Origin of the sequence: Candidatus Kapaibacterium sp. (assembly GCA_025059875.1) — a bacterium.
Lineage (GTDB): Bacteria > Bacteroidota > Ignavibacteria > Kapaibacteriales > HRBIN21 > HRBIN21.
Map to the genome: position 1 here is coordinate 154,589 of JANXCT010000001.1, position 12,888 is coordinate 167,476.

Annotated in this window: 13 protein-coding genes; 11 read left to right on the forward strand and 2 right to left on the reverse strand. The window is 58.9% G+C overall.

Annotation, left to right across the window (positions count from 1 at the left end; genetic code table 11):
- Positions 1-5: 5 nt before the first annotated feature.
- The gene (gene dnaN, locus NZ960_00780) at positions 6-1,121 is read right to left on the reverse strand and encodes a DNA polymerase III subunit beta (protein MCS7176153.1); all 1,116 of its coding nucleotides are present in this window, start codon (positions 1,119-1,121) and stop codon (positions 6-8) included.
- 161 nt (positions 1,122-1,282) lie between these two features.
- Between dnaN and NZ960_00785 the strand changes: the two genes are divergently transcribed.
- From NZ960_00785 to NZ960_00830, 10 genes are all read left to right on the forward strand, one after another.
- Positions 1,283-1,993, forward strand: coding sequence for a phosphatidylserine decarboxylase (locus tag NZ960_00785; GenBank protein MCS7176154.1), 711 nt, complete (start codon positions 1,283-1,285; stop codon positions 1,991-1,993).
- Positions 1,990-2,730: a CDP-diacylglycerol--serine O-phosphatidyltransferase gene (gene pssA, locus NZ960_00790; protein MCS7176155.1), complete on the forward strand. Its 741-nt coding sequence runs from the start codon at positions 1,990-1,992 to the stop codon at positions 2,728-2,730. The genes NZ960_00785 and pssA overlap by 4 nt, the downstream gene beginning before the upstream one ends.
- An 8-nt stretch (positions 2,731-2,738) precedes the next feature.
- The gene (gene purS, locus NZ960_00795) at positions 2,739-3,017 is read left to right on the forward strand and encodes a phosphoribosylformylglycinamidine synthase subunit PurS (protein ID MCS7176156.1); all 279 of its coding nucleotides are present in this window, start codon (positions 2,739-2,741) and stop codon (positions 3,015-3,017) included.
- Positions 3,017-3,745, forward strand: coding sequence for a phosphoribosylformylglycinamidine synthase subunit PurQ (gene purQ / locus NZ960_00800; protein ID MCS7176157.1), 729 nt, complete (start codon positions 3,017-3,019; stop codon positions 3,743-3,745). Before purS ends, purQ begins: the two co-directional genes overlap by 1 nt.
- Before the next feature lie 10 nt (positions 3,746-3,755).
- Positions 3,756-3,962 carry a twin-arginine translocase TatA/TatE family subunit gene (locus NZ960_00805; protein ID MCS7176158.1) on the forward strand — a complete coding sequence of 69 codons (207 nt, stop codon included), beginning with the start codon at positions 3,756-3,758 and terminating at the stop codon, positions 3,960-3,962.
- A gap of 28 nt (positions 3,963-3,990) precedes the next feature.
- Positions 3,991-4,251: a twin-arginine translocase TatA/TatE family subunit gene (locus NZ960_00810; protein ID MCS7176159.1), complete on the forward strand. Its 261-nt coding sequence runs from the start codon at positions 3,991-3,993 to the stop codon at positions 4,249-4,251.
- Positions 4,248-5,681, forward strand: coding sequence for an Asp-tRNA(Asn)/Glu-tRNA(Gln) amidotransferase subunit GatA (gatA, locus tag NZ960_00815; protein ID MCS7176160.1), 1,434 nt, complete (start codon positions 4,248-4,250; stop codon positions 5,679-5,681). Before NZ960_00810 ends, gatA begins: the two co-directional genes overlap by 4 nt.
- Before the next feature lie 249 nt (positions 5,682-5,930).
- On the forward strand, positions 5,931-7,637 hold the full coding sequence (gene lnt, locus NZ960_00820) for an apolipoprotein N-acyltransferase (protein MCS7176161.1): 1,707 nt from the start codon (positions 5,931-5,933) through the stop codon (positions 7,635-7,637).
- Positions 7,634-8,959: an insulinase family protein gene (locus NZ960_00825; protein ID MCS7176162.1), complete on the forward strand. Its 1,326-nt coding sequence runs from the start codon at positions 7,634-7,636 to the stop codon at positions 8,957-8,959. Before lnt ends, NZ960_00825 begins: the two co-directional genes overlap by 4 nt.
- 26 nt (positions 8,960-8,985) lie before the next feature.
- Positions 8,986-11,070 (forward strand): insulinase family protein, encoded by a 2,085-nt coding sequence (locus NZ960_00830; protein MCS7176163.1) that lies wholly within the window; start codon positions 8,986-8,988, stop codon positions 11,068-11,070.
- 50 nt (positions 11,071-11,120) lie between these two features.
- On the opposite strand, the gene NZ960_00835 is transcribed toward NZ960_00830, so the two are convergent.
- Entirely contained in the window at positions 11,121-11,438 is a 318-nt protein-coding gene (locus tag NZ960_00835; GenBank protein MCS7176164.1) for a hypothetical protein, read from the reverse strand.
- A 112-nt stretch (positions 11,439-11,550) separates the two neighbouring features.
- On the opposite strand from NZ960_00835, the gene NZ960_00840 reads away from it, so the two are divergent.
- Positions 11,551-12,885: a hypothetical protein gene (locus NZ960_00840; protein MCS7176165.1), complete on the forward strand. Its 1,335-nt coding sequence runs from the start codon at positions 11,551-11,553 to the stop codon at positions 12,883-12,885.
- Positions 12,886-12,888: the final 3 nt, after the last annotated feature.

Consider the following 12,888-nt stretch of genomic DNA (forward strand, 5'->3'; position numbering starts at 1 on the left):
CACTGTTAGAGCCGCACCGGCATCACTAGGATCACCAGTGGGGACTGTAGGACGGGGAGTTCCGCTGCCTCAGCCCAGCGGATGACGACCGGCTTCGTTGGCTCAGAGAATTCCAGGAGCAATTCGTTATGCTGTGCGGCTTTCAGGGCCTCGCTGAGATACGAAGCATTGAAGCCAATGGTGAGCTCTTCGCCACTCCACGAACAGCTGACGACCTCTTGGGCTCTGTCACCTCGGGACTCGTCTTCGGCTCGCAAGGTGACTCCTCCTTCCGCGAAGTGGAATCGTACAATTCTCGCCTGGCTCGGTGAGAAGAGGGAGACACGCTCTAAGGCCCTCAGGAAGCGCTCCCGGTCAATGATACAGCGCCGAGGATTCTCTGTCGGGATTACCTGCTCGTAGGCAGGAAATCGCTCGGCAATGAGGCGTCCAACGATTGTGAGGGTTGGCGTAGAGAAGGAGACGCTCCCCTCATCCCACCCAACGTGGACGGGAGAGTCTATACGGCGTAGCAGCTCAACGGTATCCGCAGGGATGAGGAGGGAGCCCTGTTGTGGACTGTTGAAGTCCACGCGAAGACGGCTCAGGCGGTAGCCGTCCGTCGCCACTGCAAAGAGGGCATCGGAGCGAAACTCCCAGAGCACTCCAGTGAGGGCCAGGCGGATAGGCTCCTCTGAAACAGCGAAGAGCACATGCTGGACAATCTGCCGGAGGATATCGGGGGAGAGCTCTACTGTTGCCGGTGGCGGGTTATCGGCAGCAGGGAACTCCTCGGGGGCAAGTCCGCTGAGCGAGTAGCGTCCATAGCTTGTCTCAAGGACGACGGTTGTCCCCTCAGTGCGGAGGGAGACTTCCTCCTCCTTTTCCAAGCTGCGGACGATGTCCCAGAACAGCCTTGCGGGAACCAATGCCTTGCCCGCTTCTGGAACGGTGGCCGGGCAACGAGCGGAGATGCGAAGGTCCAAGTTTGTCGCCGTGAGTGCGAGTGTGTTGTCTTCAGCGTGGAGGTGTACGCACTCTAAGGCCGGAAGTGTCGTGCGGCTTGGGATGGCTGGTGTGACCTCAGAGAGGGCCTCGCGCAGCTCGGCAGCGGTGCAGCGTACGTGGAGGTGTGAGCTCATACCTGCTGCTCTTCCCTTGCTAAAACTACAGCGATCTAGCAGCAGGCGCAAACTTACGGACTCAGTCTCTGGTGGAGGATTCGGCATATGGTACCGAGTCCCAGTCGCGCCAGGTGCGCGGTGTAATTTTGTGGCATGTCGTGAAGAAGTATGGAGTAGGAATGCCACTGATAACGCCGTATGGGCGAGACAATGCGGTAGCGTTGCTCGGGACGGCTGTGACGCTAGGAGCCGTTGGGGTAGGGGTGGGTGGTGCTCTAGGCTGGCTACTTGGGGGCGGAGCGGCTGCGATTGCCGGATTGACGCTGTGGTTCTTCCGGGACCCCGAGCGGCGATTGCCAGCTGGGGCGTGGAGAGATGGGGTTTTGGTTGCACCTGCTGATGGGCGGATCGTTCAGATTGCAAGTGTTCACGAACCGGAGTTCCTCGGCGGAGAGGCTGTGTGCATTAGCATCTTTCTCTCGCTGTTGGATGTGCACGTCAATCGTGTACCAGTCTCGGGGGTTGTACAATTCTGCCGCTACGTTCCAGGGCGTTTCTACGCGGCGTATCGCTCGGAAGCCTCTCAGCAGAACGAGCAGATGATCGTTGGGGTAGAGACTCCACGTGGGAGGGTGCTCTTCAGGCAAATTGCCGGGGTATTGGCCCGACGAATCGTATGTGATCTCTGCGAAGGTCAGCGCGTGCAGGCAGCAGAGCGGTTCGGTATGATCAAGTTCGGCTCTCGGGTGGAGGTACTGGTGCCGTTGAGTCAGGCGGAGATTGTTGTCCAAGTTGGCATGCGTGTTCGAGCTGGAGAGACGGTTCTAGGCTATCTCCGCCCGTCAGTGAGTGAGGAGGCCGCTATTCAGGCTCTACATGGCGGAGCATGAAGCTCCTGCGACAAGTTGTGCCGCACCTGTTCACGCTGGCAAATCTCTTTGCTGGATTCCACGCCATCGTACTGATTGCCCAGCAGCAGTTCATGGCGGGGCTTGCTTTCATCGTACTGGCGTCGTTGTTTGACATGTTGGATGGTGTGCTCTCGCGGGCCATTGGAGTGGCATCGGAATTCGGAGTAGAGCTTGATTCGCTCAGCGACGTCGTGTCGTTCGGTGTAGCCCCAGCTTACTTGGTCTACGTGGCTCACTTCTACCAGCTTGGAGGGGTTGGGATGCTTCTGGCAGCAGTCCCTGCTCTGGCAGGGGCGCTACGGTTGGCCCGCTTCAATGTGCAACTCACGACATTAGCAGACAAGCCGAACTTTGTGGGGCTACCAATCCCTGCAGCTGCACTGACCTTAGGCTCGTACGTGGTCTTCTTCCATCAGCGCTCTTCTTTCCCCCCGCCGTGGGATAGCTTGCTCTTGGGAGGACTTACGCTCCTACTGGCTGCCCTTATGCTGAGCCGAATCAAATTCCCGAATGTACCGCGGTATAGCCGACGATACATTCGTCAACATCCCGTGCAGACAGCCGTCTTTACGGTTGGCGTAGTGGCTGTCCTGGTCACACAAGGGTACGCCCTCTTCCCGTTACTGCTGCTCTACGTGGCTGGTAGCGTGGTCATGGACAGCATCGAACGACTGCGGCGACAGCATGCCGAGGAGTGGGATGCAGAAGGTATGTAGAGGATCTCATGCGATTCTGCGTAGCTGCAATAGTAACGCTGCGGCGCTCTATCGCTGACGTCCAGGGGACTACAGTAGAGCAGGCACTCCATGCTATCGGCTTTCCGATGATAGAGCAGGTGCGCATTGGCAAGTACATCGAGATGCTTATTGCGGCTCCCTCTGCCCAGGAAGCCCGGACGTATGCGGAGAGAGCCTGCCAGCAACTCTTGGCAAATCCGGTCATCGAGGACTACCACGTCGTGTCTGTCGAGCCCTACATGGAGCAGCCAGTGGGCGCGGAGTGATGAGGGTCGGCATCGTCATCTTTCCAGGTTCCAATTGTGACTGGGATGCCTACTGGGCAGTGCGCTCCACCGTCGGGGACGTGGCAGAGTTCCTCTGGCACCAAGAGGAGCACCTACCAGTTGGTGTGGACTGCGTCATCCTCCCGGGCGGGTTCTCGTACGGAGATTATCTGCGGAGTGGCGCGATTGCGCGCTTCTCTCCCATCATGCGAGCAGTGGTACGCTTTGCGCATGCAGGTGGGGTGGTCTTAGGAATCTGCAACGGGTTTCAAATTCTCTGCGAGGCAGGGCTACTGCCAGGGGCTTTCCTCCGTAACCGGACCCTGCGCTTCGTTTGCCGTTCCGTGTACGTTCGGGTAGAGCGATCGGATACGCCCTTCACGAGTGTCCTCGCATCAGGCAGTGTCCTACGGCTACCGATCGCACATGGCGAGGGCAACTACTACATAGATCCGGGCGGACTTCGGGAGCTAGAAGAGCGTGGGCAGATCCTCTTCCGCTACTGCAGTGCCGACGGTGCTCTCAGTGACGACGCAAATCCCAACGGTTCCGTTGGCAACATCGCTGGGATCATCAATCGAGAGGGAAACGTCCTTGGGATGATGCCGCATCCAGAGCGGGCGTGCGAGGCCTTGTTAGGCGGCACCGACGGTGCGATGATCTTCCGCTCACTACAGCGCTTCTTTGCAACTACCCAACTTCCTGCAGAAGCAGTCTCACGAGAATGAGGGACACACAATGTTCGGCCTAGGACCAACGGAGCTCCTGCTGATCGCTCTTGTCCTCCTGCTCCTCTTCGGCGGGCGCAAGATCCCTGAGCTCATGCGTGGGTTGGGCTCTGGTATTCGGGAGTTCAAGCGGGCGGCATCCTTGGAAGAGGAGGGTTCGCAGGGGAAGAGCGCCTCGTCTGCGCAGCAGAGTCCATCATCCTCGCTGCCCTCGTAGGTAGTGCAGACAGCATGAGGAGCCAGCGATGTTCGACATCGGTGGCGGAGAGCTACTCGTCATCCTGTTGGCCATCCTGCTGCTGTTTGGTCCGAAGCACTTGCCCGAGCTCTCCCGAACTCTGGGGAAGGGCTGGCGTCAGCTCCAGAAGGCGCAGGAAGAGCTGCGGGAGCAGCTCCGGGAGCTCTCTGCAGAGATTGCTCATCCGACCGTTCCACCGCCGAAGAGGAGATTGCAAGGGGAACGGGAGCAACAGCGTAGTGTGTTTCCGCCACACGACGGGCAATGATGCAGACCTACGCTGAATTCCGACGCTCTCGCCTTCGTGGGGAGCTGCGCTGTCGACAGGTTGTAGAGGAATTCCTCCAGCGAATTGATCGGCAGCGAGACCTCAACGCCTTCATCACGGTCTCAGCTGAAGAGGCTCTTCAGGCAGCTGAGGAATCTGATGCCCGCTTCGATGCAGGTCAGCCTCGTCCGTTGGAAGGCTGTGTCGTAGCTATCAAGGACAACATCTCAACGGCTGGTATCCGGACCACGTGTGCCTCCCGAATCCTGGAGAACTTCGTGCCTGTCTATGATGCCACGGCCGTGGCTCGCCTTAAGGAAGCAGGTGCCATCATCATTGGCAAGACGAACCTGGACGAGTTCGCGATGGGCTCGTCCAACGAGTACTCTGCGTTTGGGCCAGTGCGCCATCCACGCAATCCTGCGTATGTCCCAGGCGGATCGTCAGGAGGCTCGGCGGTTGCTGTTGCGGCTAGTATGTGCCACGTTGCGTTGGGGTCGGATACGGGAGGGTCAGTACGGCAGCCGGCGGCTTTCTGCGGTGTGCTTGGCCTGAAACCGAGCTATGGCCGAATCTCCCGCTACGGACTGGTGGCATTTGCCTCTTCGCTGGATCAGATTGGCATCTTCGCCAACGTGTTGGAAGACATCGCCGCTGTATTGGATGTTGTCTCCGGTCATGATCCGCACGACGCAACGAGCCTTCCTGAGCTCCCAACACAAGCCCTGCGGGAATTGGAGGCGCCCATAGGAGAACTGGTTATTGGACTTCTGCCGGAGGAGACACTTCGGGGCTGCCATCCGGAGGTGATGGCATCCTACGAGCACTGCGTAGAGCGGCTGCGCTCTGCAGGGGTGCGCCTAGTAACAGTGGAGCTGCCTTACAGTGATGTGTGGGTACCGACTTACTACATCGTGGCGACGGCAGAGGCCTCCTCTAACTTAGCGCGCTACGACGGGATTCGTTATGGCTTTCGAGCGACGGTACCAGAGGGGGAAGACATCATCGCGGCGACCCGAACGGCCGGTTTCGGCGCCGAAGTCAAGCGGCGTATCATGGTAGGCACCTACGTGCTCTCTGCTGGCTACTACGATGCGTACTACCGCAAGGCCCTGAAGGCTCGTCGCCTCATAGCAGAGGCGTATGCTCGGGCCTTTACCCAGGTCCATGCCCTCTTCTTGCCAACATCGCCGGTTCCACCATTCCGGTTGGGCGAGCGGCTCCAGGACCCCGTGGCTATGTACTTAGCCGACCTGCTGACGGTCTCGGCAAACCTGGCTGGGATTCCAGCAATGAGTCTGCCCGCAGGCCAGACTTCCGAAGGGCTCCCGATTGGGATGCAACTCCAGGCGCCGTATGGAGCGGATGTGCGGCTCTTACAGTACGCTCGTCTCTGCATGCAGCTTTGGCATGCACCTAGGGAGCTGTAAGACCGGTTTGCAGGGTGTCCTTCGCAGGTCTCCAAGCGGCAGGACAGGCCGTATTGCTAGTAGGAGCTGTGCGAGGGTAGAAGGGATTACCTCTGATCCCGCAGTGCTGCTAGTCCTTACGGGGTGAGCGCAGTTCTCATTGCTCTAGGTGCTCTCCGTTGCCGGGGTAGATGGCCGACACTAGGGACTTCCCGAGAGGCGGGTTGCAGACGATACAGCCCCGTGTCCATGCAGGGCCCTAGCCAACCAATGCAGGTACCGCTTCGCCAATACTATGCTGCCGCGGCGCTCTCTGGGCTCCTCTGCGGTATTGCCTTCCCTCCGCTTCCCTTCGGCGGCTTGGCCTTCGGGGCCTTTGTCCCATTGCTATGGGTCTTGTCAGCATCGTTGCCGTTGCGCCGGTTGCTGACAGCGGGATACCTTTTCGGGTTCTGCTTCCATGGGGTCGCAAACTGGTGGGTCAGCAGTTGGCAGCCAGAGGCGGATCCGTACTTGCTCGTTGCCGGATTGCTCCTGTGGCTGGGACATCCACTCTTCTTCCTGGTACCGCTGACGGCGGCTTGGTGGCTTGCTCAGCGGACTTCGGCCCAGTGGATGGTGGTGGGCTTTCCGTTCATATGGACGGGCTTTGAGTGGCTCCACAGTCTTGGGGAGATCGGCTATCCGTGGCTGTCGATTGGGTACACACAGGTCGGCAACTTGTACTGGATTCAGGTTGCCGATCTGGGTGGGATTTGGGGAGCCAGCTTCCTGGTGCTTTGGGCAAACGTTGCCCTCTACAGAGTGCTCCAGCTCTGGGGAGAAGCACGCCGGCAGGGACTATCGCTCTGGCAGCTCATTCGCCAGCAGCAGGTATGGGCATGGGGTGCTCTCTGCGGTGGTGTTGTCGTATTGCCGATGCTCTACGGCGGACTCCGCTTGGAAGGACTGCGAGCGTTGCAGCCGACGGGTGTGCTCCGAGCCGTCCTCGTACAGCCGGACTTCAATCCCTGGGCTAAGTGGGAGCAGACAGCGGCTGAGCAAGTCTGGTTGCAGCAGCGGCTAGCGGATAGCGTCCTGCAGCGCTTTAAAGCGGAGTTGGTCGTGTGGAATGAGACGGCAATCCCTGTCCCAGTGACTCTTCCGGAGTACCGATGGCTGTGGGATGCTTTGGGTGCATGGGTACGGCAGCACGGAGTTGCTTTGCTGAGTGGGTTTGCGGAGATGCAGGTCTACCCTGTTAGCAAGGCTTCTCCGCTGGCCCGACGCTTGCCATGGGATTCGTCTCGTGCCTACTCTGCCTACAACGCTGCTTTTCTGCTGACCTCCTTTGGGGAGCTTGCAGGAGTGCATCGTAAGGTTCGGCTGACGCCGTTTGCTGAGCGCTTCCCATATGCCGAGCTCTTTGGGGGACTGACTCAGCTGGTGGAGTGGGGAGTCGGAATCTCTGCCTGGGCAAAGGGAGAGCGGCAGGAGGTAATGAAGTTGCCTCGGGCAGCCGACACCGTAACCCTGGGGGTGGCAATCTGTATCGAGTCCATCTTCCCCGACTTTGTGCGGGCTTACATCCAGCGAGGTAGTGACATACTGGTTGTACTCAGCAACGACGCATGGTTCGACGGTACCCCAGGGCCTGCACAACACTTCGCTATTGCGCGTGTGCGGGCAATAGAGACCCGCCGGCCAATCCTGCGGTGCGCTAATAGCGGGATTACAGCTGCTATCTTGCCGACAGGGGAGGTAGGCGGCGAACTACCACAGTACCGCGCTACGGCCCTTCCAGTTACACTTCCGATGTACCGAGTGGAGAGTCTCTACGCGAGTATCGGTGATGTCATCCCGCAAGCCGCAATGGTCTGGAGCCTTGTCTTGCTTGCACTAGCAGCGTTCCGAAGAGCTGGTGTCATGAAAGGGAATCGTCGTTCGTCAACGGCTCCTGTTGAGCTGTCATCTCGAAGGGAGGGGATGAGAGGATGAAGGGCTGGGTCGGTGCAGGAATCTTGCTACTTGCTGGCATCAGTTGGGCACAACGGAGTTTCTATCCAGTGCGGTTCATAGAATTCACGCTTGCCAATGGCCTCCATGTGATTCTCCAGCGGGATACTTCTGCCCCTGTTGTAGCGACGGTGCTCTACTACAAGGTAGGATCGCGCAACGAGGAGCCGCAGCGCACAGGCTTTGCGCACTTCTTCGAGCACCTCATGTTCGAGGGGACCGAGCATATCCCTCGGGCAACGATTGACAAGTATATCCAGGAGGCCGGCGGTATGCTGAACGCGTTCACAACATTCGATGCTACGGTGTACTACTTCCAACTGCCATTGCACCAACTGCCGCTGGCGCTCTGGATCGAAGCCGAGCGGATGCGCCGCTTGCGGATAGACAGTGTGGGCGTGGAGACTCAGCGTGGGGTGGTCAAGGAAGAGCGCAAGATGCGGTACGACAATAGCCCTTACGGCGGCTGGATGGAGAAGCTCTTCGGTAGACTCTTCGCCGGTTCGCCGTATGGGTGGACTCCCATTGGCTCTGCTCAGCACATAGACAGTGCTCGGATTGAGGAGTTCGTGGGGTTCTACAATCGCTACTACCAGCCAAACAATGCCGTGCTGGTTATCGTCGGAGACATAGATCCTCAGCAAGCGCGGCAGCTAGTGGAGACGTACTTCGGGCAGTATCCCCGAGGGCCAGAGCTCCCACCGTTCCGGTTTGAGTTGCCACGAATGATGGCAGGCGAGCAGCGGGACACCGTGTACGACAAGAAGGCTCCACAACCTGCTGTCTTTATTGGATGGCGGGGACCGGAGAAAGGGCATCCAGATGCCTATGCGTTGGAGATGCTGATGGACATCCTCTCGGAGGGCGAGAGCTCCCGACTCTACCGCCGTTTGGTTGATGAAACCCAGGTGGCAGCACAAGCATCGGCCTTTTACTACGACTTGCAGTATGCAGGGGCTATCATTGCGATTGGATTGGCGGCGCCGGAGAAGCCCATTGCAGATGTTGAGCGTGAGCTGCTGGCGACGATAGAACGGGTCCAGCGTGAGGGTGTAACGGACGCGGAGTTCCAGAAAGCTCGGAACATACGGGAGGCTCGCTTCGTCATGGGCAAGAAGGAAGCCCTTTCGAAGGCACTCTCTCTAGCGTCCTACTGGGCTACTTTCGGCGACGCCAATCTCATCAATACAGAACTGGAGCGCTACTTGCAGGTGACTCGTGAGGACATTCAGCGAGTGGCGCGGAAGTACTTCACGAGCGATCGTGTCGTTCTGACGTACTTGCCGGCTCAAACCCAGCCGTAGAGGTTCAGCGCGCAGGAGGAGGAGCCATGCTTTCCCGACGACTGTACCCATGGCTACTGCTTATAGCCTTGCATGCACTGAGCTATGCTGCCGCACAGCAGAAGAATTGGAGCAAACCACCAGAGCCTTTACCAGCGAAGGAGTTCCGCTTCCCGGAGCACAAAGAGTTCCAGCTTCCTAACGGGCTCAAGGTCTTCCTCATAGAAGATCACGAGCAGCCCACGGTCACACTACGCCTACAGATCAACGCAGGGGATGCGAGTGACGACATCCCTGGGGTTGCACACCTGACGGCCCTCATGTTAACCAAGGGGGCTGGTAAGCGTTCTGCTCAGCAGATTGCTGCTGCTATTGACAGTGTTGGGGCGACACTGCGGGCCTCCTCAGCTGGGGATTTCACGAGTGTGACGGCCTCGACGCTGAAGAAGCACCTACGGCTTGTACTAGAAATCTTCGCCGACGTCGTGCAGCGCCCGACCTTTCCGGAGGAGGAACTTCAGAAGCTGCGTCCACAAGTGATCTCAGAAATTCGCCAGGAGCGGGCTCGACCGGGGTCATTAGCGCAGGCAATGGCGCGAAAAGTTGTCTATGGAGAGGAGCACCCGTATGCTCGCCGCCGCACGGAACAGAGCGTTGAGCAGATTCGAGCGCGAGACCTACGCCGCTTCCATGAGCAGTACTACCACCCACGTAATGCGACTCTCGCTGTCGTTGGGGATGTCCGAGAGGCAGAGATACTGCCGCTTTTGCGCCAGGCCTTTGGACAATGGAAAAAGCGCGGGGAGGTCAAAGAGCGTTCCTTCCCTGCAGTAGCGCCGATGCCAAACGGCATCTACTTCATCGCTCGTCCAGGTTCAGTCCAATCGAGCATTGTGGTGACTGCTGCGACTGTACCTTTTGCCCATCCTGACTACGAAGCGCTAGAGGTGCTGGCGGAGCTGCTCGGTTCGGGATTCGGCGGCCGCCTCTTTCGGAGCCTGCGCGAAACCTATGCCTACACGTATGCCCCGTTTGCCTTCCAGACAGAAGCGAAGTACATCAACCGGCTGGCCCTGGGAGCAGATGTTCGGACGCCTGTCACAGACTCTGCACTCCGAGTGATTCAGCATGAGTTGGAGCAGATTAGGGAGTATCCACCGACTGAGGAGGAGCTCAACCGAATCAAGCAGGCAATGGTGGGTACATACCTCCGCTCGTTCGAATCACCGGAATTCATAGCCTCGCTCCTCCAGCGAGCGGACCTCTACGGTTTGACCAAGGACCACTTGCGGCTCTATCCGAATCGCATCCTGGACATTTCTCCGTGGCAAGTGCGGAATGTGGCCGAAAAGTATCTGCAGCCAATGGGTCTACGTGTAGTCGTCGTCGGGGATCCAAAAGTTCTGCCGCAGTTACAAGCGATCGCGAAGGTCTATGAGTACACGCAGGAACTACAGCCAGCACCGGTGTATCAGCCAGTTGAGATGTCTGTGGAAGAGCTGCTTCGGCGCTACGTGGCAGCGGTTGGTGGGAGCACGAAGTTAGAAGCACTCCAGTCTCTGCGCCAGCAAGGGCGGGTTCGGGTGCAGGTCAGCGGGATGACGATTGAAGGAGAGTTCGAGCGGAGTTGGAAGGCACCGAACAAGAGCGCTGCCCAGCTGAAGACGCCATACTTTGTGCAGCGGAGCTGGTCCGACGGGAGCAACGTCTGGGTTGAGGCCAGTGGTGTGAGGAGCGAGGTATCGGGACGAGAGCGTGAGAAGGAGCTCCTGCAGGCGCATCCGTTCTACGTCGCGTATCTCCCCAAGTTGGGCTTTCGGTGTGAAGTGCTGGGTAAGAGGGGAGACCAAATCGTGCTGCGGGCAGAGGCGCCGTATGGGGGAGAGCACCTATACTACTTCAACGCTAGCTCCTACTTGCTGGAGCGGGCGGAGAAGATGGAGCCTACAGCCCACGGCGATCAGCCGCTGACGGAGGTGTACAGCGAGTACATGCAGGTGGATGGGTTACGCCTTCCGAAACACGTCCAGGTAGACAGTCCTTGGGGGGCGCTACACTTCGAGAATGCTTACCAGCTCAACCCCGCAGTGGAAGACAGCGAGTTCATACCCCCTACCTCCTCCCAACAGTGACGCTGTCACCTTCGGGAGTGGGGGATAGCCACCGCTTAAGTGAGTTCTTCTTACCGTTCCTGTAGACGTTGGCGCCGCTGCTGGCGGTGCTCTTTGATCAGTCGCTGGAGCTTCTCCCGCTGTTCTGGCGTTAAGATGCTAGCGAGCTTTTCCCGGAAGGCCTGACGCTCTCGAGGACGTCGTTCTCGGTATTCGTGAAAGAGATTTCGGAGCTGCTCTTGCTGCTGGGGGGTCAGCTCTAACGCTTGCTGGAGGCGTTCCATCAAGCGGTTCCAGCGCTTCTCGGCAGCTGTGAGTTGTTGCTGAGCTGCTGTCGGCAGGAGCGCTCCAAGCCCCAGCACGATGAGCTGCCACAGCTTGACTTTCATTAGTGGCTCCTTTCACTCTGGAACATCGACGCCGTGCTGTTTGAGTGGAGGGCATGACAATAGGTTTAGTCTGGCTTCTAATTTTGCCGTAACGCGTAGGAAAAAGGAGGCGATGAGCGAGGTTGCTCCACTGGTCTACAAGTTCGGCGGGGCAGTGCTTCGGCTGCCGGAGGGATTTGCCGCAATGGTGCAGCGTCTACGGGAGGGACTGAGGCGGGGGCGGCCATTGCTGCTGATTGTTTCAGCGTTAGGTCGAGTCACGCGACAACTGGAACAGGCAGCGTTCACCGCAGAGGCCGGCAGAGGAGCGGAAGCTCTGGCAATGGCAGCCCAGGTGCTGGAACACCATCGAGAGTTAGCAGCGCGGCTCTTGGGCTCTAAGTGCTCAGGGTTCCAGGAGTATTTGGATAGGAGTGCCCAGAGGCTTGAAGGTTACCTCCAAGGGATCGCTGTCACAGGCGAGCTTACGCCGCGGGCCCTCGATGCCGTACGGAGCTTTGGGGAGATGTGGGCTTCGGCACTTGTAGCTGCCTTCCTCCGTGGGAGCGGTATTGATCCCATCTGCATTGATGCCCCCGAGCTCATCCGAACGGATTCCCAGCATGGTGCGGCACAGCCACTACTGGAGCCAACGCGGGCTGCTGTCCACCAGCACCTTGTGCCGCTTCTCCGGCCTGGTCAAGTGGTGCTGACGCAGGGCTTCATTGGCCGCTCGATAGAGGGGCGGCTCACGACGATGGGGCAAGAGAGTTCTGCTCTGACGGCGGTTCTCTTGGCAATGCTGACGGGGGCGGAGGAGGTCACGTTCTGGACCGATGTTGCAGGTATTCGGGAATGCGATCCAGCCCTAGTAACGGAAGCCGCACTGGTGCCCCAGATGTCGTACACGCAGGCTCTCCGGGTTGCTAGGGCAGGATTGCGCCTGCTCTACCCTCGGATGGTGGAGTTCGCCCGCCAATGGAAGCTCCGCCTTCGGTTCCGTTCGGCCTTTACCCCAGAGGCCGGGGAGACGATCGTCTCGGAGCTACCGGGTCGGATGGTGCCGATGATAGTCATTCGGGAACGCGTATACCTACTTGCGTTACCACCCGAGCAGATGTCCACAGAGCTGCGCCTCCATGCGATTGACGGCAGCTCCCTCTTCCTGCGTTGGGACGAGCCGGAGCGGACAGTCGTGCTCTGTAGTTCCGACGTCCCCTACTCTACCCCGCAAGAGGTTGGGGGGCTTGTTACGGTACTCTACGGGACTCAGCAGCAGATTGCCCGACTTATCCAGCTCTGTGGGCAACAGCAGCACGAGGGAGCTCCAGTGCGTCTCTGGAGCTTGGGGGACCAACTGCGATGCTTCATCAGCGAAGGTCGCTTGCCGTCTCTCGTACGGGCTTTATGGAGAGAGCTACGAGCTTCGGCTTCAGAGTGCACGAAGGGTGCTGAGGCTGCGTCCTAACTG